Annotated in this window: 16 protein-coding genes; 2 read left to right on the forward strand and 14 right to left on the reverse strand. The window is 57.0% G+C overall.

Translation table 11 applies throughout. The features are described from left to right. Positions 1-4 precede the first annotated feature (4 nt). Positions 5-1,468: a glutamate synthase subunit beta gene (locus tag ACN082_RS08590; RefSeq protein ID WP_419100449.1), complete on the reverse strand. Its 1,464-nt coding sequence runs from the start codon at positions 1,466-1,468 to the stop codon at positions 5-7. Then, positions 1,461-6,158, reverse strand: a complete 4,698-nt coding sequence (gltB, locus tag ACN082_RS08595; RefSeq protein WP_419100450.1) for a glutamate synthase large subunit — start codon at positions 6,156-6,158, stop codon at positions 1,461-1,463. Before gltB ends, ACN082_RS08590 begins: the two co-directional genes overlap by 8 nt. Positions 6,159-6,764: 606 nt before the next feature. On the opposite strand from gltB, the gene ACN082_RS08600 reads away from it, so the two are divergent. Beyond that, positions 6,765-7,787 carry a phosphotransferase gene (locus tag ACN082_RS08600; protein ID WP_419100451.1) on the forward strand — a complete coding sequence of 341 codons (1,023 nt, stop codon included), beginning with the start codon at positions 6,765-6,767 and terminating at the stop codon, positions 7,785-7,787. A 124-nt stretch (positions 7,788-7,911) separates the two neighbouring features. Here ACN082_RS08600 and ACN082_RS08605 read toward each other — a convergent pair whose 3' ends face one another. From ACN082_RS08605 to hisI, 9 genes are all read right to left on the reverse strand, one after another. Further along, positions 7,912-8,379, reverse strand: a complete 468-nt coding sequence (locus tag ACN082_RS08605; RefSeq protein WP_419100452.1) for a hypothetical protein — start codon at positions 8,377-8,379, stop codon at positions 7,912-7,914. 186 nt (positions 8,380-8,565) lie between these two features. Continuing rightward, positions 8,566-9,525, reverse strand: coding sequence for a prolipoprotein diacylglyceryl transferase (gene lgt / locus ACN082_RS08610; protein ID WP_419100453.1), 960 nt, complete (start codon positions 9,523-9,525; stop codon positions 8,566-8,568). After that, a complete protein-coding gene (trpA, locus tag ACN082_RS08615; protein WP_419100454.1) occupies positions 9,522-10,382 on the reverse strand; it encodes a tryptophan synthase subunit alpha in 861 nt (286 codons plus the stop codon). Before trpA ends, lgt begins: the two co-directional genes overlap by 4 nt. Next, complete coding sequence (gene trpB / locus ACN082_RS08620) at positions 10,382-11,722, reverse strand: tryptophan synthase subunit beta (protein WP_419100455.1); 1,341 nt, start codon at positions 11,720-11,722, stop codon at positions 10,382-10,384. The genes trpA and trpB overlap by 1 nt, the downstream gene beginning before the upstream one ends. A 52-nt stretch (positions 11,723-11,774) precedes the next feature. Next, on the reverse strand, positions 11,775-12,599 hold the full coding sequence (gene trpC, locus ACN082_RS08625; RefSeq protein ID WP_419100456.1) for an indole-3-glycerol phosphate synthase TrpC: 825 nt from the start codon (positions 12,597-12,599) through the stop codon (positions 11,775-11,777). Between the two features lie 166 nt (positions 12,600-12,765). Further along, complete coding sequence (locus ACN082_RS08630) at positions 12,766-13,014, reverse strand: HGxxPAAW family protein (protein WP_419100457.1); 249 nt, start codon at positions 13,012-13,014, stop codon at positions 12,766-12,768. 155 nt (positions 13,015-13,169) lie between these two features. Then, a complete protein-coding gene (locus ACN082_RS08635) occupies positions 13,170-13,781 on the reverse strand; it encodes a Trp biosynthesis-associated membrane protein (protein WP_419100458.1) in 612 nt (203 codons plus the stop codon). Further along, complete coding sequence (locus ACN082_RS08640; RefSeq protein WP_419100459.1) at positions 13,782-15,350, reverse strand: anthranilate synthase component I; 1,569 nt, start codon at positions 15,348-15,350, stop codon at positions 13,782-13,784. A 98-nt stretch (positions 15,351-15,448) separates the two neighbouring features. Further along, positions 15,449-15,847 (reverse strand): phosphoribosyl-AMP cyclohydrolase, encoded by a 399-nt coding sequence (hisI, locus tag ACN082_RS08645; protein ID WP_419100460.1) that lies wholly within the window; start codon positions 15,845-15,847, stop codon positions 15,449-15,451. 64 nt (positions 15,848-15,911) lie between these two features. Between hisI and ACN082_RS08650 the strand changes: the two genes are divergently transcribed. Then, positions 15,912-16,553 carry a TIGR03085 family metal-binding protein gene (locus ACN082_RS08650; protein ID WP_419100461.1) on the forward strand — a complete coding sequence of 214 codons (642 nt, stop codon included), beginning with the start codon at positions 15,912-15,914 and terminating at the stop codon, positions 16,551-16,553. 188 nt (positions 16,554-16,741) lie between these two features. Here ACN082_RS08650 and ACN082_RS08655 read toward each other — a convergent pair whose 3' ends face one another. The 3 genes from ACN082_RS08655 to ACN082_RS08665 are packed head-to-tail and all read right to left on the reverse strand — an operon-like array spanning position 16,742 to position 19,922. Then, positions 16,742-17,341, reverse strand: coding sequence for a DUF4230 domain-containing protein (locus ACN082_RS08655; protein ID WP_419100462.1), 600 nt, complete (start codon positions 17,339-17,341; stop codon positions 16,742-16,744). 42 nt (positions 17,342-17,383) lie between these two features. Further along, positions 17,384-18,745 carry an MFS transporter gene (locus ACN082_RS08660; protein WP_419100463.1) on the reverse strand — a complete coding sequence of 454 codons (1,362 nt, stop codon included), beginning with the start codon at positions 18,743-18,745 and terminating at the stop codon, positions 17,384-17,386. A 1-nt stretch (position 18,746) separates the two neighbouring features. Next, positions 18,747-19,922, reverse strand: coding sequence for an alpha-hydroxy acid oxidase (locus tag ACN082_RS08665; RefSeq protein ID WP_419100464.1), 1,176 nt, complete (start codon positions 19,920-19,922; stop codon positions 18,747-18,749). Positions 19,923-20,242 lie beyond the last annotated feature (320 nt).

Consider the following 20,242-nt stretch of genomic DNA (forward strand, 5'->3'; position numbering starts at 1 on the left):
CCTGTTAGACAGAAAGGTTAATTGCGCGATCGCTGGGTGCAACCGGAGCCGGGAGCTGGGTAGATCCGGTCAGGAACTTCTCCACTGCCGCAGCGCAGGCACGCCCCTCCGCGATAGCCCAGACCACCAGTGACTGGCCTCGGCCGGCATCACCGCAGGAGAATACACCGGGAACATCGGTCATGTAATTCTCATCGCGGGCAACATTGGTACGCGAATCAAGTTCAGCACCCACCTGGGCAGTAATGGTGTCGCTCTCCTGGCCTGTGAAGCCCAGAGCTAAGAAGACCAGGTCGGCTGGAATGATACGCTCGGTCCCGGCCTTGGGCAGGCGACGGCCGTCGGGCTGGTACTGGGTATCGGCAACCTTCAAGCCTGTGAGCTTACCGTTCTCCCCCACAAATTCAAGGGTCGAGACAAGGTAGTTGCGTTCACCACCTTCTTCGTGTGACGAGGAGACTTCAAAGACCTTGGGGAACATGGGCCAGGGTTCATCTTCGGGGCGGTCTGTAGGTGGCTGGAGACCAATCGCCAGGTTAGTGATAGAGGCAGCGCCTTGGCGTACAGCGGTACCGATACAGTCGCTACCGGTGTCGCCACCGCCCAGAACAATAACATTCTTACCAGCGGCGTCGATACTGGGTGCTTCTAGGTCACCAGCTACCACCCGGTTTGCCTGGGTCAGGTAGGGCATGGCAAAATGAACGCCCTCAAGATCCGCACCGGGAATAGGCAGAGCACGGGGGGCTGTTGCTCCGGTTGCCACGATAACAGCATCGTAGCGGCGTTTGAGGTCGTCCCAGGAGATGTCCTGACCAATTTCAACGCCGGTGCGGAAACGGGTGCCCTCGGCCTCCATAACCGCGATACGGCGGTCAAGAATCTGCTTTTCCAGCTTAAAGTCCGGGATGCCGTAGCGCAAGAGGCCACCAATTTTGTCGTCACGCTCAAAGACAGCAACCGTAAAACCAGCCTGGGTAAGCTGCTGGGCAGCGGCAAGACCGGCAGGGCCAGAACCCACCACAGCAACAGTCTTATCAATCATGCGGTCGGGCATAATCGGCTCAATGTAGCCGCCCTCAAATGCCTGCTCTGCGATAGAGTATTCAATCTGCTTGATAGTCACGGCGGGCTGGTTGATACCCAGCACGCACGAGGTCTCACAGGGAGCTGGGCAAACACGGCCGGTAAACTCCGGGAAGTTATTGGTCGCGTGAAGGCGTTCAACAGCCTTCTCGGTCTGCTCGCGCCAGGTCAGGTCATTCCACTCAGGAATCAGGTTGCCTAGGGGGCACCCAAGGTGGCAGAAAGGAACACCACAATCCATGCATCGGGAGGCCTGGGTTTTGAGCACAGCCGAGTTCTGCTGAACCTGGACTTCATTCCAGTCCAAAATACGCACTGGCACCGGGCGCTTAGGGCGGTCCTGACGACTGGTTACCTTTAGAAAACCGCGGGGATCAGCCACAAGCGGTCACCTCCAAAATCTTGTTCCAAACCTTCATGGATTCGGCGTCTTGGCCGCGAGCGCTAGCCTCGGCACGGATGTCCTGTACTGCGGCGAAGTCGCGGGGCAATACCTTGGTAATGCGGGCGCAGGTGCCCTCAATATCGGCCAGCAGGGTGGCCGCCAACCTTGAATTTGTTTCTTGGCGGTGGCGGGTCAGCAAGTCGGTAATGAGGTCGCGGTCCTGGGCTGAGGGCTCAAGGAAGGTGAGTTCACCTGATTCCCGTGCCTGCTTATTGACCCGGGTCATATCCAGGTCTAGGACGTAGGCAACGCCACCGCTCATACCCGCACCGAAGTTACGGCCGGTTGAGCCCAGTATCAGGGTGGTTCCACCGGTCATGTATTCACATCCGTGGTCACCGATACCTTCAACCACCGCTGTTGCACCGGAGTTACGAACCAGAAAGCGTTCGCCCACGATACCGCGGATAAACATTTGGCCGCTGGTAGCGCCATAGCCAATGACGTTACCCGCTAGGACATTTTCTTCAGCAACAAGGGGTGCGGCGGGGTCCGGACTGAGCACGATACGGCCCCCGGAGAGGCCCTTACCGACGTAGTCATTAGAGTCACCGGTCAGTCGGATGGTCACGCCTTGGGGAAGGAATGCGCCCAGAGACTGTCCGGCCTGGCCCTTGAGATTGAGGGTGATGGAGTCGGGTTCGAGCAGGTCGATACCGAAAGTCTTGGTGACCTTGTGCCCTAGCATGGTTCCTACGGATCGGTCCGTGTTGACCACGGCTGAGTCAATGGTGACCTTCTGACGGCTCTCGAACGTTGCGGCAGAGGCTTCGATAAAGCGGTTATCGATATGGGCATCGAGTTCGTGGTCCTGGTCGCGCAGGTGGCGGATTCCCTGCCCCCGGTATTCGACGGCTGTTGAGGCCAGTAGCTTGCTCAGGTCAAGACCTTCGGCCTTCCAATGGGCGATGGCACCTGAAGTGTCAAGGACCTCGGCGTGGCCAATAGCTTCGTCCAATGAACGGAAGCCCAGGGCTGCCAGGTACTCACGAACCTCCTGAGCAATGAACTCGAAGAAGTTGATAAGGTGCTCGGCCTTGCCAGTAAAGCGGGCGCGCAGGTCGGGGTTCTGGGTTGCGATACCCACCGGGCAGGTGTCCAGGTGGCACTTGCGCATCATGATGCAGCCCTCAACGACCAGGGGCGCGGTAGCAAAACCGTATTCCTCTGCGCCCAGCAAGGCGGCAATGATGACATCGCGGCCGGTCTTGAGCTGGCCATCTGCCTGAACGACCACGCGGTCACGTAGGCCGTTGATCATGAGGGTTTGCTGCGTTTCGGCCAGACCCAGTTCCCAGGGGGCACCTGCGTGCTTGAGAGAGTTGAGCGGAGCCGCACCGGTCCCGCCGTCATGGCCTGAAATCAGCACAACGTCGGCCTTAGCCTTAGTCACGCCTGCGGCCACGGTACCGATACCGATCTCTGATACCAGCTTGACGTGGACGCGAGCGCTCGGATTGGCGCGCTTGCAGTCGTAGATGAGCTGGGCTAGATCCTCAATGGAGTAGATATCGTGGTGCGGCGGGGGTGAAATCAGGGTGACACCCGGGGTGGAGTGGCGGGTCGCGGCCACCCAGGGGTAGACCTTAGCGGCCATAAGCTGGCCTCCTTCGCCGGGCTTAGCGCCCTGAGCCATCTTGATCTGGATGTCATCAGCCTTGGTCAGGTAGAGAGAGGTCACGCCGAACCGGCCCGATGCGACCTGCTTGATAGCTGAGCGACGCTCGGGGTCAAGCAGACGCTCAACGTCCTCGCCGCCTTCACCGGTGTTGGACTTAGCGCCCAGCTTATTCATGGCAATAGCCAGTGTCTCGTGGGCTTCACGGGAGATTGATCCGTAGGACATTGCACCGGTGGAGAAGCGCTTGACGATCTCTGAGACAGGCTCAACTTCTTCAATCGGTACCGGTTGACGGTCTTGGGTGAAGCTCAAGAGGCCGCGAAGAGTCATCAGGTCTTTAGCCTGGTCATCAACCCGCTGGGTGTAGGACTTGAAGATATCGTAGCGGCGGGTCTTGGTGGAGTGCTGTAGACGGAAAATGGTTTCCGGGTTGAAGAGGTGGGGCGGGCCGTCACGGCGCCAGTCGTATTCGCCGCCGGTTTCGAGTGCACGGTGGGGCACCGATACGCCGTCATCGGGGTAGGCATCGCTGTGGCGCTTACGGGTTTCGGATTCAATCACATCCAGGCCTACACCGTCCATCTGTGAATGGGTACCGGTAAAGAACTGGTCAACCAGGGTCTGGGATAGGCCCAGAGCTTCAAAGGTCTGCGCGCCACAGTAGGAGGCAACCGTTGAGATGCCCATCTTGGACATAATCTTCTGTAGCCCCTTACCCAGTGCCTTAATCAGGTTGTAGACAGCTTCAGATTCGGTAACCCCGGTAATCTCTCCCTGGGCTACTAGCTCTTCAACCGATTCCATGGCCAGGTAGGGGTTGACAGCCGATGCGCCGTAGCCGATCAGGGTGGCTACGTGGTGGACTTCGCGCACATCACCGGCTTCTACGATCAGGGCGACCTTGGTACGGGTAGCGCTACGGAGCAGGTGGTGGTGAACCGCACTGGTGAGCAGCAGGGAAGGAATGGGTGCCCAGGCCCCGTTGGAGTTACGGTCCGAAAGAATCAGGAACTGAACGCCGCGCTCAACAGCCGCTGAAACCTTCTCGCAGATCTCAGCCAGGCGGGCTCGCAGGGCCTCTTCCCCACCGTGGGCAGGGTACAGTCCAGCCACTTTGAGGGCGGCGGGCATACCGTCTTCGTCCTCAATATGGGCGATTTTATCGAGCTCATCGTTGTTAATAACAGGGAAGTCCAGGCCCACATGCTGAACCTTGACCCTTCCCTTACGGAGCAGGTTACCGTCTGCACCAATTGAGGTCTTAAGACTGGTTACCAGCTCTTCGCGGATTGAGTCCAAGGGCGGGTTAGTTACCTGGGCAAAGGACTGGACAAAGTAGTCAAAGAGCAGGCGATGACGGCTAGAAAGTACCGCGATAGGGGTGTCGGTACCCATTGCGTAGATGGGTTCTGCCCCGGTCTTAGCCATGGGGGCAAGGATCTTTCGCAGTTCCTCTTCGGTGTAACCAAAAGTCTGCTGACGCTTAAGGATAGATTTGCGGGAGGCACGAATATGCTCACGCTCGGGCAAATCCGAGAGGTTAACGATATTCTCATCAGCCCACTGCTTCCAGGGCTGTTCCGCAGCAATAGTTGCCTTAACCTCTTCGTCGGGAACCAGTCGGCCAGCCTTGGTGTCCACGTAGAACATCTTGCCCGGCGAGACTCGCCCCTTTTCGATAATCTTCTCTTCGGGTATATCAACTACGCCGACCTCAGAAGCCAAAATAACCAGGCCCTCATCGGTCACCCAGTAGCGGCCCGGTCGCAGACCGTTGCGGTCAAGTACCGAACCCACGTTATCGCCGTCAGTGAAGGCGATAGCCGCTGGGCCGTCCCAGGGTTCCATGAGCGATGAATGGTAGCGGTAGAAAGCACGGCGGTCCTCATCCATGGTCTCGTGGTTTTCCCAGGCTTCGGGCACCATCATCATGAGTACCTGGGCGGCTGAACGGCCAGCCAGCATCAATAGCTCTGCGACCTCATCAAAGCTCTGGGAATCAGATGCGCCAGTAGAACAAATGGGGAAGAGTTCTTCGGGGTTGCGGCCCAGGACCGGGGACTTGAGCTGTGACTGGCGCGCACGCATCCAGTTGCGGTTACCCTTGACCGTGTTAATCTCACCGTTATGGGCAATAGTGCGGAAAGGCTGAGCAAGCGGCCACGAGGGGAAGGTGTTGGTCGAAAAACGCGAGTGAACAATAGCCAGCTTGGTGGCAAAACGCGGGTCAGAAAGATCCGGGTAGAAAGGCTCAAGCTGAGCAGTAGTCAGCATGCCCTTATAGACAATGGTGCGCGATGAAAATGACGGGAAGTAGACACCCAGCTTGTGCTGGGCACGCTTACGGACGCGGAAGGCTTTCTGGTCAAGCTGGCGACGTTCGGCGTCTTCATCCAGGTCGATAATGGGGATATGCCCGGTGAAGGGGGCATTGACGGCATCCAGATCTTCACCGCTAGCTTCGGCAATGAACATCTGCACGAAGTGGGGCATGACCTCACGGGCGGCCTTGCCTACAATCTCTGCCCGTACTGGCACCTCGCGCCAGCCCAATACACGCAAGCCCTCACGTTCTGCAATCTGGGTGAGTCCCTCCATGAGCTCGGTGGCCTTGTTACCACCGGTGGGCAGGAAAGCTGTACCTACGGCGTACTTGCCGAGTGCAGGAAGTTCAAAGTCCACTGCCTGGCGGAGGAAAGTGTCGGGGATCTGGAGCAGGATACCTGCACCGTCACCGGTACCCTCATCGGCTCCCACAGCGCCTCGGTGTTCAAGACGGCGCAGGGCGGTCAGCGCGTAGTCGACAATGTCATGTCCAGGTTCACCGCGCAGAGTTGCAATCATTGCCAGGCCGCAGGCGTCTTTTTCGTTCTCGGGGTGATAGAGCCCCCGAGCCTCTGGAATAGAGGCAAAAGTGGTAAAGGGTGAGGGCGCGTGATCCAGGGGTAACTCCTGGGTAAGGTTCTCTGCAGCGTGTGCTGCACCGCCGATCGGGGTGTGACTCATGGGGGCCATTCCTACTTACGTTGTTCGGGTGCCGCCGCTGGATAGACATTCCCGCCTGAGTCTCACGAGAGTCTCTTCGGTTCTGCTAGGACAGTGGCAGCCTGACTGGTCGGTGGTCTCCTCGCTGATTCGGTGGAGCGCAGGTGGACAGTTCGTCACCGGGGTGCCGGATGGGACTGTTCTCGCACCCTTCCCTTCTGCCCTGGTAGGGGGTGCCGAGGGATTCTTCACTAGTCTTCTGAGACAGAGTTACATCTGTGTAAATATATACGCTCTTGCGTGTAAAGATACAACAAGGCGCCGGCTAATGAGTCGATCGGTTTACCCTCTATCGCCTTGGAAATTGGCTCAAAACTCCACTATAGAGGCAGGCAAACCAAGGCTTATAGCCTATTAGGAAATGAATATATTTCGTAATTATGGGTTGTCTTAGCCCCAAGAATTTGAGCGAAAAGATACATACTTGAAACCTTTTCTCTCACATTGTGAACACTCTTACGGTATGTAAAATTGAGTACACAATGCCTGATTGCGTCTGATCGACAGACTTGCTTAAGGTGCGGTCTGCTAACAGGGCCTGAACTAGCGCAGAAAAAGGAAACAAAAATGACGGCTGATACAGCTAGCACCCTATCTATTGGCAGCCAGCGGGCCAGTTGGCAGGGCCTTCCAGCGGAGCTCCGCACCTGGGTTGAACAAACGGTGGGAGACACCGTCACAAGAGCTATATCGCAGAGCGGAGGTTACAGCCTGGGCACCGCTGACCGACTCATCTTCTCTTCCGGCAAGCGTGCCTTTCTCAAAGCTGTTGATGAATCCACCCACCCCGATACAGCAGATCTGCACCGTCAAGAAGCGCGAGTTACTAGTAGTTTTCCTGCCTATGCACCGGTTCCACTGCTTTTAGCGCACCAAGAAATCTCCGCCACTGACGGCAGTCACTGGGTGGCTCTACTGCTTGAAGATATCGAGGGGCACCAGCCAGCCCACCCCTGGAAACTGGATGAACTGGCTAGCACCTTTCAGTCTCTGACCGATATCGGGCAGATTCCCCTTGCTAAGCACCTTGAACTGCCCAGGGCTGAAGAGGATCTAGATGAGCTTGCTCTGTGGCACAAACTGGCTGAAGGTATCAGGGTGGAGAAGCTTATCCATGCCTCCCAGACCTCTGCATACCACAAGCTCGTGGGGCTTCTGAGCTGGGCCAACAGCCATGCGGCGGAGTATGCGACCTTGGTTGATCAGGAATTGATGAGCAGACTAGCGGGAGATAGCTACGTCCACACGGACCTACGCGCTGATAACATCCTCATTGGCCCCCAGGGCAGAGCAATCTTAGTGGATTGGCCGTGGGCAACAATGGGCAACAACCAGGTAGACCTTGCACTGATTGCTGTGGATGCGCTCATCGCCGATCCAGAGCTGTCATTGTCCCAGCTCCTTGAACTCATGCCTGCTCATAATAAGCCCAGTGAAGACTTCCTCAGGGCTACCCTTATCTCTCTAGCCGGCTATTACCTCTACGCCTCGACAGCCACGCCTAGCAGGTCTACCAACTCGTCATTGGTGAGCATGCGGACCCACCGCGCATCCGCATTGCTGGGTAGATTGGCCCTGGACCATACCTAATCCGCTACCCCAACCTCAAAAGACTCATTGATTAGCCAGGGGTGCTAAAGCTAATCACAGACAATAGCGATACCCTCCTGAGACCGAATATGGACAGCTAAACCTGCTGGCCCCGTCACCTGATCTACTCCACTACTTTGGGTTCTGAGTGCCCCCGCGATAGGTGCCGGTTGAAGCCGACTCCAGCCATAGGAAGCGCTGTTACCAAACCGAGCATCACCGTAAGCCGGGTAAAGTTTCCACCGGCTATTGAGGCAAGAGCGAAATAGATACCGTTTGCAGCAAAGCCATATATGACCAGGGCTAGCACAGCTTCAAGGGGGCTGGTGGGCAACCAGGCTTGCCACATTCCAGGGCGCACAACTCCGCCTGATTGGTTCTTCGCTTCTTTAAACTTGAAGTAGGTGGGTAAGAATGCCAGCACGATAAGGCCAAAAGTGGCTAAGAAAACAGTCAGACCGGGTTCAAAAAATCGCCAAGAAAAAAATGTCCCCAGTGAGGCCAGTAACCCAAAAATTGCCAGCGCCCACAGCGCAGAAGACAGCACATAAGCGGGAAAGGTTGTGAAGTGAGGGAAAGAAAAATGCCGCATGGTAGCCTCCACATTTTAACCGTTTTTACATACACCCTAGTGCGTGATAAGTAGGCATAGCAATTTCTCCAAGGGAAGAGAAAGACCCCACCCCTTCTCTCTTCGCCCCAGGATAATCAAGAGAGGCTCAAGAGAAAGAACAGGGTCTTGCGGCAGTCATGGCAGGCTCCAAGTCTAAGACTAGCGCTAGTCGCCCAAAGGAGCGGAGGACGGGGCAGGATCCTGCGCACCGAAGCAGGAAGAACTGGGCTGATCCTTGCCACCCCTGAGGGTAGCTGACGCGACGGAGGAAACCTGCTGATAAGCACCGGCACGCTCACCGTCTCTAGGGGCTCTGAGACCCATGACTGCGAACATCACAATACCCAGGAGCATAATCGCGCCGGACGTCCACACATGAATACGCATGCCCCAGAGCATCTCAGCGGTATCAATGCGCAAGAAAGCCTCAATCATCAGACGTCCGAATCCGTACCAGACGACATAAGCCCAAAAGGTCTGCCCCCGCTGGAAGAAGCCCTTCTTACCCAGGTAAAGCAAGAGCGTTGCGCCAAGAATGTTCCACAGTGACTCGTACAAGAAAGTGGGGTGAAAGAGGGTGCCCACAGGGTACTGGGACGGGAAGTTAGGAGAGCTAGCCGAAATCTCAAGGCCCCAGGGCAGGGTGGTCGGCTTACCAAAAAGTTCCTGGTTAAACCAGTTGCCCCAGCGGCCCATCGCCTGAGCCAGCATAATGCCGGGTGCGGCCGCGTCGGCAAACTTGGCCAAAGAAATACCGTAGCGGCGGCAGGCCAGCCAGGCCCCCAAGCCACCCACTGAGATGGCACCCATAATACCGATACCACCCTCCCAGATTTTAAAAACATCCAGGGGATCAGCCCCAGGACCGAAGTAGGTCCCCGGGTCAGTAATCAGAACATGGTAGGCACGGGCACCCACGATACCCAGAGGGATTGCCCACAAGGCGATATCCCAGACCCGCTCGGGGTCCTCGCCCCAGGCCTGCCACCGGCGGGAGGTCAGCCACAGGCAGAGCATAATGCCGGCCAGAATACAGAGCGCATAATAGTGGATGGTCAGCGGGCCCAGCTCGATAGTTGAAATACTGGGTGATGGAATGGAGGCTAGCAAAGTTGAATCGTTCACGCGGCCTTCACCTCACGGCCAGCCAGTTCGCGGGTCAAAGCACCCACAGCGTCAGGGCCCCCCTCGGCGAGAGCTTTGACCAGTGCGGTACCCACAATCACACCATCTGCATAGGCACCGATTTCTTCGACGTGCTCCCGGCGGGAAACCCCCAGACCCACGCAGGCCGCAGGGGCACCAGCCTCGCGCAAGTCTGCCACCAGTTCCTCTGCCGCTGTGCTCACCGACGAACGAGCGCCAGTTACACCCATGACCGAAACAGCGTAAACAAACCCACTAGAAGCCTGAGAAATTATTTTCAGACGTTCAGGTGAAGACGACGGCGCCGCTAAGAAAATACGGTCCAAACCGTACTTTTCTGAGGCCTCAAACCAGTCAGATGCCTCATCGGGGACCAGATCGGGGGTAATCAGGCCCGCGCCACCGGCGGCGGCCAATTCCTGAGCGAACCGGTCGATACCGCGCCGTAGCACGGGGTTCCAGTAAGTCATGACAACCACGACGGCATCGGTTGCCTGGGTAATTTCGCGAACAGCACGCATCAAATCATCGGTTCGGAAGCCCTTGGCAATAGCCTGGGCCGTTGCACGCTGAATCACTGGGCCATCCATGACGGGGTCGGAGTAGGGCAGGCCAAGCTCAATGATGTCGGCGCCGTTCAGACCCATCTCAATAGCTGCTTCAATGGACTCACCAACCGTGGGGAACCCTACCGGCAGGTAGCCAATGACTGCCGTTCTGCCCTCGGCCTTGCAGGCCGCCAAGCGAGCCGCTAGCTTTGAGTCCGGGTTGGGGGCAGGGAACACTCCCTTGCTCACCGAGTAACTGGCCTGGTCAGGATGGTAGATGTAGCTCATTAGGCACCTTTGCTTTCAGTCTGACTGACTTGCTTCTGCTCTGCTGCGGCTTCTTTATTACCCACACTCAGGCTGCTGGAAGGGATTGCTTTGCCCAGGCCAAACCAGGCCAGAGCGGTTTCCATGTCCTTGTCTCCTCGACCGGAGAGGCAGACCAGCATAGATTTCTCGGAAGCTGTTGCGGGGTCTTCCTCGGCCCAGGCACGGGCTAGGCGCAGGGCCCCGGCCAGGGCGTGCGCCGATTCGATAGCGGGGATAATGCCCTCGGTGCGGCAGAGCAGGCGCAGAGCGTCCATAGCCTCGCTGTCGGTCACGGCCTGGTAATCCACGCGGCCAATATCCGAAAGGTAGGCATGCTCTGGGCCTACGCCGGGATAGTCCAGACCGGCAGAAATTGAATGGGACTCGATGGTCTGCCCGTCCTCATCCTGCATCAGGTAGGTCATAGCTCCGTGGAGCATGCCGGGGCGGCCCAGGTTGATGGTCGCGGCGTGACGGTCAGTATCAAGACCATCACCGCCGGCCTCAAAACCGTAGATCTTAACCTCAGGGTCATCCAGGAAAGCGTGGAAGAGGCCGATAGCGTTTGAGCCACCGCCCACGCAGGCAGCAATACCGGTGGGCAGACCCCCGGTTGCCTCAATAAACTGTTGGCGTGCCTCAGCACCAATGGCATCGTGGAAGTAGCGAACCATAGCCGGGAAGGGGTGGGCGCCGGCGGCTGTTCCCAGCAGGTAGTGGGTGGTATCCACGTTGGAGACCCAATCGCGCAGGGCCTCATTGATAGCATCCTTGAGGGTGCGTGAGCCGGTTTGAACAGCGATAACAGTGGCACCAAGCAACTGCATACGGGCCACGTTCAGGGCCTGTCGCTCGGTGTCTTCCTCCCCCATATAGACAACACATTCCATGCCGAAAAGGGCTGCAGCTGTTGCCGTGGCTACACCGTGTTGGCCTGCCCCTGTCTCAGCAATCAGGCGGGTCTTGCCCATACGTTTGGCCAGTAGTGCCTGACCAATCACGTTGTTGATCTTATGGCTACCGGTGTGATTGAGGTCTTCACGTTTGAGGAAGAAGCGCACACCGCCGGCCTCAGCCGAGAGGCGGGGAACCTCGGTTAGCAGGGAAGGCCGGTTGGAGTATTCGGCCGAGAGGCGGCGAAACTCAGCCAAAAATTCGGGGTCCTCTTTTGCACGGTTAAAGGTTGCTTCGAGTTCATCGATAGCGGCGATGAGGGATTCGGCCATGTAGCGGCCACCGTAGTGACCAAAGTAGGGGCCCGGAGCGTTCTTGAGGCTCTGGCCGCTGGCGAGGAACTGGTCGGCGAGGGTTTCGGTCACTGTGGTTATCCTTAGGAAGTGGGTGGTAGATAGCAGGTGGGCGCGGGGCTAGTTACTGGTTAGTATCGAGGTAGTTACGGCGGGCGCTCTCCCCAGCGCCCCGAAAATCGCGCAAGGTCTCGGTGGCAGTGCCCGACTTGACAAGTGCCTCACCTACCAGCACAACCTGCGCGCCGTGGGAGGCGTAATCGGCAACATCGGCGGGTGAAGCAACACCTGACTCGGCAACAATAATTGCATCCTGCGGGAGCAAGGGGGCAAGCTCCCCAAATATGTCCTTATTGACCTCAAGGGTCTTGAGGTTACGCACGTTAACACCTACGATGCGGGCGCCCACCGCCATAGCCCGCTGAATCTCTTCAGGGGTGTGGGTTTCCACCAGAGCGTTCATGCCCAGTTCGTGGGTCAGGTTCAAGAAGCGTCGGAGGGTTTGATCGTCGAGGGCCGCAACAATCAGCAGGATTAGGTCGGCACCGTGAGCACGCGCCTCATAAATCTGGTACTCGTCCACCGTAAAGTCTTTGCGCAGAACCGGAATAGAAACCGCCGCACGAACAGCGTCGAGATCAGCAAGGCTACCCTTGAACCTGCGTTCTTCGGTCAGCACCGAAATCGCGGCGGCTCCCCCGGCCTGATAGGCGGATGCTAACTGGGCAGGGTCTGGAATATCGGATAGCTCCCCCTTGGAGGGGGAAGACCGCTTAACTTCAGCAATTACCTCTACGGTCTGTTGGCTCGCGCCTCGCAAAGCGCTGTAAGCATCCAGGGCAGGAGGCTGTGCGGAGGCTCGTTCTTTGACAGATTCAAGCGGTAGAAGGGCCTGACGTGCCGCCGTATCTTGGCGGACACCGGCAATGATGTCATCGAGTACGGTCATAGGTGCCCCCTGGGGTTGTGTGCGCGGTGCGCTTTGTTGCATGCCCTTCTAGTATCACCCAGATGGACCGCAACATGCCAGGTGGGTTCACCGGGTGAGAAAGGCAAAAGGACGCCACGCAGGTGCGTGACGTCCTTGAAAGAAGTTACTGCTTTGCAGTAGCCATTTAGTGGTTGTACTTGGTGTGCTTACCGCCCTGGCCGTAGCCAGCAGAACGCAAGACAATACCCGCAACAACACCAAGGGCAATCACGGCGACACCCACTGTAAAGATGGGTGCATTAGCCAGGCAGAAGCCCACAGCCCCAATAATAGAACCGAGCATCATAATAATCATCATTGCCCAGGACGCGATGGTGCTGCCGTGGTTGTTATAGGGAAGGTCGGGGACCATCTCGACGGTATGCTGTGCCATGTAAGACTCCTTGATGTGTGTGGGTGTCCACCGGGTATGGGCGGGGCGCACCTATGTTTGGTATCTATCTTAGGAGATAAGGCGGTACTTTTCCGAAATCTTCAGGACTTAGTGTGTCCGGTGTTCCTCTTATGACGGCCAGAGCAGCTGCAGCGCTAGCGATTTGTGGGGTCATCCCCCGCCGTCAGGGAGTCCCAGGTATCAATTTCATCGGGGTTCTCGTCAGAGTGCGTGCTCCCCTGGCCCCTGGTAGAACGATCGTACTTGCGGCCACTCCTCCACTGAGAGCTAGCAGCAAAGGCCCAGATACCGCTCAGGGTGATCAGTAAGCCAGCCACAAGACCCAGCCAAGGCATAGCAGTGAGCTCATAGCCATTAGCCGCCGCAGTTGTTCCCGTTGCGGCGCTCACCTGAGCCGCCGCCGCTGCCTGCGGGTCTGCCTGGACGCTATAGGCCGCTACCGCAAGACCAAAGCCCGCCCCGGCGATAAGGACCGAAAGTATCTTGCGCAAGCGTCGGCCAGCGATACGGAGCGCCACCGATGCCAGGAGCGCGACCAAGGCTAGGGCACTTACGGTTGAAGCGGCATCAGCCCCGGAAACATCAATTACGCTCGTATCAATGACCGTGGTAACTTCTGCCCGAATCCAGGTGGACAGTGTGCAAGCAAAGCCTAACCCAGCGGCCAGCATAGATCCGGCCATCACCCGGGATGGCTTAGCCCAAGCGGGCACGGTCTTTGCCCCGCTCTGTATTTGCTCAGACATCTAAGAAATCACCTCGGTGGATAGCGGAGCCAGTCCCGATGCTGTTAGCACAGCGCGCAGCGGAGCTGCGGCCTTGTTGACCGTTTCCTGGGCTTCGGAGGCGGGCTCAGAATCCATCACGATCCCGGCCCCGGCCTGGACATAGGCCCGCCCGCTCTTGAGCACAGCGGTGCGAATGGCAATAGCCATGTCCATGTTACCTGCAAAATCAAAGTAGCCGCAGACGCCCCCGTACACGCCTCGGGCGCTGATTTCATACTCGTCAAGGAGCTGCATGGCCCGGGGCTTAGGGGCACCGGAGAGGGTACCGGCAGGGAAGGCTACCCGCAGAACATCGTAGGCGTTCATGCCAGGAGCCAGCTGAGCCTGCACTTCTGATGAGATGTGCATGATGTGGCTAAAACGTTCAATTTCCATGAACTGGGTGACCGAAACGCTCCCGGGAACAGCGATGCGTGAGAGGTCATTGCGTGCCAGGTCAATGAGCATGAGGTGCTCGGAGCGTTCTTTCTCGTCGGCCAGGAGTTCTTCTGCCAGAGCCAGGTCTTCTTCACGGCTGGCACCGCGGGGGCGGGAACCGGCAATCGGGTGGGTAGTCGCTAGGCCGTCTTTGAGGGTCACCAACGCCTCAGGCGATGAGCCGACAATCTGGAAGGGTTCCCGGTCTGCGGTGGACTCAAAGTTAAAGAGGTACATATAGGGCGAGGGGTTGGACTGGCGCAGTACCCGGTAAACATCGAGCGCATTTGCCTGATTCTCCACTTCAAAGCGCCGTGAAATCACGATCTGGAAGACGTCTCCATCGATGATGTTCTTCTTGGCTTTTTCGATTGCCTCAAGGAAACCCTGCTCCTGCCAGGTGTGCTTGACGGTGGCAAGGCGGTCCTCAAGCTGGCCGATATCAGACAGGGTTGATACGCTCTCGGAGGCAGGCTGGGCCAGCTTGTCCATCATGGCGTACACCCGGGAGAGGGCATCGGCATAGGCGGCATCAACGTTTTCGTCGGTGCCATTGAAGTTAATAGCGTTGGCAATCAGGGTAACAGTGCCATCGGCGTTATCATGAACCGCCATGTCTGAAACGATATTGAGGGCAAACTCGGGCAGTTTAAGGTCATCCGCGGGGCCGCCTCTGAGTTTCTCCCAGTGACGAACAACATCCCAGCCAATGTAGCCCACCAGGCCACTGGTGAGCGGGGGCAGATTCTCAAAAGGTTCGGTATGGAGCATCTCAAGGGTCTCACGGATAGCTTGGACGGGGTCGCCCTCGGTGGGCGCACCGCTGGGTGTGAGACCCTGCCAGACAATTTTCCCGTCGTGTGTGGTCAAAGTAGAGCGGCTAGAGGCGCCGATGAAAGAGTAGCGTGACCACTGCTTCTGCTCATTGGCAGATTCCAGCAGGAAAGTACCAGGAGCCGGGGCACCGTCGGCAAGGACCAGCGACCGGTAAATACCGATGGGAGTCATGGCATCAGCTAAAACCTTGACCCGAACCGGAATAACCCGGCGGGTAGTAGCGAGTTGCCTAAACTCTTCAAGGGTGGGTTCAATGATTCCAAGATCCTGCATCTTTACCTCTGACAATACGTGGCGAATGAGAGTAGGGGGCGTTCCCTCAAGGGTCAGGGGAACCGCACAAGGTGCCCTGCGAAAAGGCCTAGTCGGGCCTATTCTACAGGCCGTGTTCCGCTGACGGCGGGTAAAACTCCACCCGCCTCAAAGCAGGTGGGGGTTCCGGTATGGCAGGCAGCTCCTACCTGGTCTACCTGCACCAAAAGTGCGTCACCGTCACAGTCGATGCTGACGCTCTTAACGTACTGGTAGTGGCCACTGGTATCACCTTTACGCCAGTATTCCTGGCGAGAACGTGACCAGAAAGTTACCCGCCCCTCGGTCAGAGTCCGACCTAGGGCTTCATCATTCATCCAGCCCAGCATGAGAACTTCTTTACTGTCGAACTGCTGGATAATTGCGGCAAAGAGCCCATTCTCATCACGCTTGAGTTGAGCGGCAATAGCGGGGTCAAGCGAGGGCTGGGGGGCGGCGGTTTGAAGTGGTGTAGTCACCCAACTATCCTAACCGATAGGCCCCAAGCCCCTTTGCTCTCGCCCTAGGGTTAGGATAGGAAGCATGACGGCACTTTCTCCCTTAGAACTCGTAACTTCTGAACGCCAAGCTCTCTGCTTGGCACTGTCCCAAGCAGGCCCTTTGGCCCCTACCCTCTGTGAGGGTTGGGAAACCAGGCACATGCTGGCCCACCTACTCCTGAGAGAGTCGCAACCACTGGCCGCGGCAGGTGTTGTTGGCGGACCGTTAGCCGCCCGCACTGACCGACTGACCGGGCAACTGGCTGATGATTTGGCCGAACCCGAGCGATACGAGCAGGGGCTGGCGCGTTTTCAGGCTCTGCCGGGGTATTTGGGCATGCGTTCGCGCGCCCCTCAGCTCGACCTGGCCATGAACCTGCTGGAGTACTTTGTGCATACCGAGGACGTACGCCGGGCCGCCGATGCCACCGTGGAACCGCGCACCCTACAGGACGAAGTTCAGCAAAAGCTCTGGGAGGCTCTGCGAAAACGCGCTCGACTCATGGCCGGTAAGAAGTTCCCCCCTGGCCTGGTACTGGATGCACCGGGATACCGGCCCAGCGTCCACACAGTTATTGCTCCGCATCCCGGTCAAAGGGCGCAGATTCTGACCGGCCAACCGGGCGAGCTGGTGCTCTACCTCTTTGGCCGGGAAGATGCCTCTCAGGCTACCCTCGCAGGTTAACTTGAGCCAGCCATTTTTTATGGCTGAACTTTCTTTAATCCTTTTCACCCTGTGTTTTAATCTCAGCGGTAGGAGTGGCGCACGTCCACCCCTACCGCTTAATCATGAGAGTAAAGTCTCTACAGTTGATGGCCTAGAGGCCCAGCATCTCTCCCCCGCCCAGGGATCGTCCTTAGCCCTGTCACCCCTTAGCCCTGCCACTCAAGCTCAACCTTATAACCCTCAAGAGAGGTCCCGGTAACCAGGCTCTGCACCTGGGATAAAAGCAGGCTCTTGGCACGGTCCCGGGCTCGGTCCAGCAGACCGCTTTCAAGGGCTTTGTCCTTGGCTTCTTGCTCTTTGCTAGCTAGTAACCCGGTAATATCCTCCACTTTTAGCTGGTTGAAAGGGTTCATGGACTGATCGTAGACCCTGACGCTGGAGGGGTCTATTTTGGTTTCTAGCAGCCTGACATCTGGGGCTCTCAGAGTGATTGTCTGTGACTTCTGATTCACTGCTACCTCTATAGCCTCAAAGTTATCGATCCCAGCTTTGACTGAGCCCTCATAGGTGAAGATGACCTTCTTGTGTGCAAAGGGAATATCCAAGCCAAGAACCTTTGCGGGCTCATCAATGACTGCTATATCTGTGAAGTAGTACTTTTCTAGGCTGAGCTCTGCAATTGGTTCAAAGCCCTCCGACAATTCATGGTTGAGGTCATCTTTCTTAGGGAAGATAGCACTCACCGCTAAAACACCCAAGGCTACCAGCACTAGGAATAGGGCCAAGCCCCGTGTTTTCTTTTTCATGTGGGATCTATTCCTCAAAAATCTTCCAGACTAAAGCCCGGTTTATACCTTAGAACTGAGCTCAGGATCCCACCCATTGACTGCCGGGACAACCTGGGCAGCGGAATTATTACCCGAGTCCTTAGCCCATAGGGTTGCCACCACTGTCACAGCGAAACAAGTAGCCATATAGAGGGAGGGCAGAAGGATACTCCCCTGACCGAATTCAAAGAGTGCAGCAACGATCATAGGAGTGAAACCTGCAATCACCACACCGTTCAGTTCACGGGCCAAGGCAACGCCAGTAAAGCGGGTTTTGATGGGAAAGAGGTTAACCAGGAAAGCACCCTGGGGGCCCGATGTCGTCGCCAAGACGACACCAAAAGAAATGGAGAGAGCACAGAAAATGAGCAGGAAACTACCCGACGTTAGTGCCGTAAACAGTGGGAAGGCAAAGATTAGTCCTGTGACTGATCCCAGGAGCATGACCTTGCCAGCTCCCAGCTTATCGCCCAGGGCACCACCCACCGGTGATAGCACAACACCAAAAATAGTTGCCAGCATAACCAGCATCAGGGCATCGCTGCGACTTAGCCCACCGTAGTTAATCATGACGGTAATCGAAACAATCGAAATGATGTAGTTATTGGCATTATGGCCGGTAACAGCCATAAAGCCGATGAGTACCTGCTTGAAATTGGTGCGCAAGACATCTGCCAAGGGAACTTTGAGGGCCTCTTTCTTCTGCTCCTGCTGAGCCATAGCAGCTCGGTACTCCGGGGATTCCTCCAGCTTGTTACGGATAAAAATTGCCACTGCAAAAAGTACCGCCGAAAGCAGGAAGGGAAGACGCCAACCCCAGCCTCTAAAAGTTTCTTCCGGCAGTCCGCTCACCAGCATAAAAGCTAAAGTGGCCAGCAGGGAGCCAGCTGGTGGCATTGAAAGAACCAGAGAGGTCCAAAAACCTCGGCGCTGTACCGGAGTGTACTCAGCTACCAGCGTCAGCGCCCCCGTTAGTTCTGCGCCAGCACCCAGCCCTTGCAAGAGACGCAAAATAACCAGTAGAACCACTGCCCAGACACCGAGGTGCTCAGCTGTCGGTAAAAGGCCAATACCCACCGTAGAAATACCCATGATGATAATGGTCAGGAGCATGGCAGGTTTACGGCCCCGCCTATCCCCCAACCAGGCAATCAAGAGACCACCCAGAGGGCGGGCCACAAAGCCCACAGCAAAGGTGGCAAAGGCAGCGATGGTCGAGCCTGATTCCATCTGCCCAAAAAAGAGCGGACCGATGACCAAACTGGCTGCAGCTCCGTATAGAGCATAGTCATACCATTCAACCAAGGAGCCCAGCATAGAAGCCAGCAGTGCTCTGCGGGTATTAGGGTTCAAGTCTGCTTTGAGGGTAGCAAAAGTGCTCATTCTAAGGCCTCCAATCCAAACGGACGTGATCGGGAGTGAGCTGGTCAAGAGAGCTGATGCCCATGAGCTGTAGGGTACGTGTCATCTCTGCTCGGAAAATATCCAGCAGGCGGCAGACTCCTTCTGCCCCGCCGGCCATCAGACCATAAAGATAGGCCCGTCCAATCATGACACCGTCCGCTCCTAAGGCGCAGGCAGCAACGACATCTGCCCCGGACATGACACCGGTATCCAGCAGGACAGTGTAGTCATTCCCCAGGCGCTGGCGGACTTCCGGCAGAGTATAGAGGGGCACTGGTGCCCTATCCAGCTGGCGGCCCCCATGGTTGGACAGGACAACACCATCAGCACCAGCCTCTACAGATAGCTGGGCATCTGAGACTGTCTGAATCCCCTTAACCAGCAACTGGCCGGGCCACTGCTGCCTGAGCCAGGCAAGGTCCTCAAAGTTGAGGGTGGGATCGAACATATTGCCGATCTCTTGCACCGACTTGGTTCCCTCCCCAAAGTTGGTGAAACCTAAAGGCTTGGTGGTCAGAAAGTTGAACCACCACTCAGGCCGGTAGCTAGCGTTAATGACAGTCTTGGCGCTTAGCTTGGGAGGGAAGGTCATGCCGTTACGAACGTCCCGGTGGCGGGCACCGGTCACAGCGGTGTCAACGGTTACCATGAGGGTGTCATAGCCTGCCTTGTGGGCACGTTCAACCAGCTCAAAAGCCTTAGAACGGTTCTCCTTCCACAGGTAGAGCTGGAACCAGCGGCGACCGTCTGGTCCTGCGGCGGCAACATCTTCGATGGTCTCAGTTCCCATAGTAGAGAGGGTAAAAGGGATACCTGCTTGATGAGCGGCCTTCACACCTGCGATTTCGCCTTCGGCATGCATCATGCGGGTAAAACCTGTCGGGGCAATAGCCAGCGGCATAGCGGAAGGGGCTCCAGCCATGCCAGTTGATAGATCGACTTGGGCAACATCTCGTAGCACCCCCGGCTCGAAGGCCAGGTTGTCAAAGGCTTGACGTGCCCGCTGTAGTGACAGCTCTTTCTCTGCAGCACCATCTACATAGTCAAAAGGACCCTTTGGGGTGCGTCGTTGGGCTAGAGCGCGCAGGTCCCAAGAGTCGGCTGCTCTAGCTAGGCGGCGGGCCCGGAAATCTGTGGTGGGCAGATCGAACTTCATAAAGTCCTTGAGCATGTGAGCTGATGGAAGCTGGCGCCTTAGAGGTACCAGGCGAGGCGTAGGCATAATGACTCCCGGTTTCTTTCACGTTTGGGTATCAGATAGGTTATCGTGCTTGGCACCGCAAGCTAAAAAATCCATCTATTTTTTTAAAAACTAGGGAAAAATAAATTATTTTATTTTTTCAAGCTAGAGGGTGTGCTTTAATATCTGTGGCGGCCCCAACGCCCAGCACCAGCCGTAACTCTAGCAAGCGGCACACAGTGCGAAGGGAATAGATTTTCTCTGGGAGCAGCCCTGACAGCGGGCTGGCTGGCATA

The organism is Rothia sp. CCM 9417, assembly GCF_048513575.1.
In the GTDB taxonomy this organism is placed as follows: Bacteria; Actinomycetota; Actinomycetes; order Actinomycetales; family Micrococcaceae; genus Rothia.

Coding starts and splice junctions, on each gene's coding strand:
- ACN082_RS08600 (WP_419100451.1), top strand. CDS start 6,765: ATGACGGCTGATACAGCTAGCACCCTATCTATTGGCAGCCAGCGGGCC.
- gltB (WP_419100450.1), bottom strand. CDS start 6,158: ATGAGTCACACCCCGATCGGCGGTGCAGCACACGCTGCAGAGAACCTT.
- ACN082_RS08650 (WP_419100461.1), top strand. CDS start 15,912: ATGACGGCACTTTCTCCCTTAGAACTCGTAACTTCTGAACGCCAAGCT.
- trpA (WP_419100454.1), bottom strand. CDS start 10,382: ATGAGCTACATCTACCATCCTGACCAGGCCAGTTACTCGGTGAGCAAG.
- ACN082_RS08655 (WP_419100462.1), bottom strand. CDS start 17,341: ATGAAAAAGAAAACACGGGGCTTGGCCCTATTCCTAGTGCTGGTAGCC.
- ACN082_RS08630 (WP_419100457.1), bottom strand. CDS start 13,014: ATGGCACAGCATACCGTCGAGATGGTCCCCGACCTTCCCTATAACAAC.
- ACN082_RS08660 (WP_419100463.1), bottom strand. CDS start 18,745: ATGAGCACTTTTGCTACCCTCAAAGCAGACTTGAACCCTAATACCCGC.
- ACN082_RS08665 (WP_419100464.1), bottom strand. CDS start 19,922: ATGAAGTTCGATCTGCCCACCACAGATTTCCGGGCCCGCCGCCTAGCT.
- trpC (WP_419100456.1), bottom strand. CDS start 12,599: ATGACCGTACTCGATGACATCATTGCCGGTGTCCGCCAAGATACGGCG.
- ACN082_RS08640 (WP_419100459.1), bottom strand. CDS start 15,350: ATGCAGGATCTTGGAATCATTGAACCCACCCTTGAAGAGTTTAGGCAA.
- ACN082_RS08605 (WP_419100452.1), bottom strand. CDS start 8,379: ATGCGGCATTTTTCTTTCCCTCACTTCACAACCTTTCCCGCTTATGTG.
- ACN082_RS08635 (WP_419100458.1), bottom strand. CDS start 13,781: ATGTCTGAGCAAATACAGAGCGGGGCAAAGACCGTGCCCGCTTGGGCT.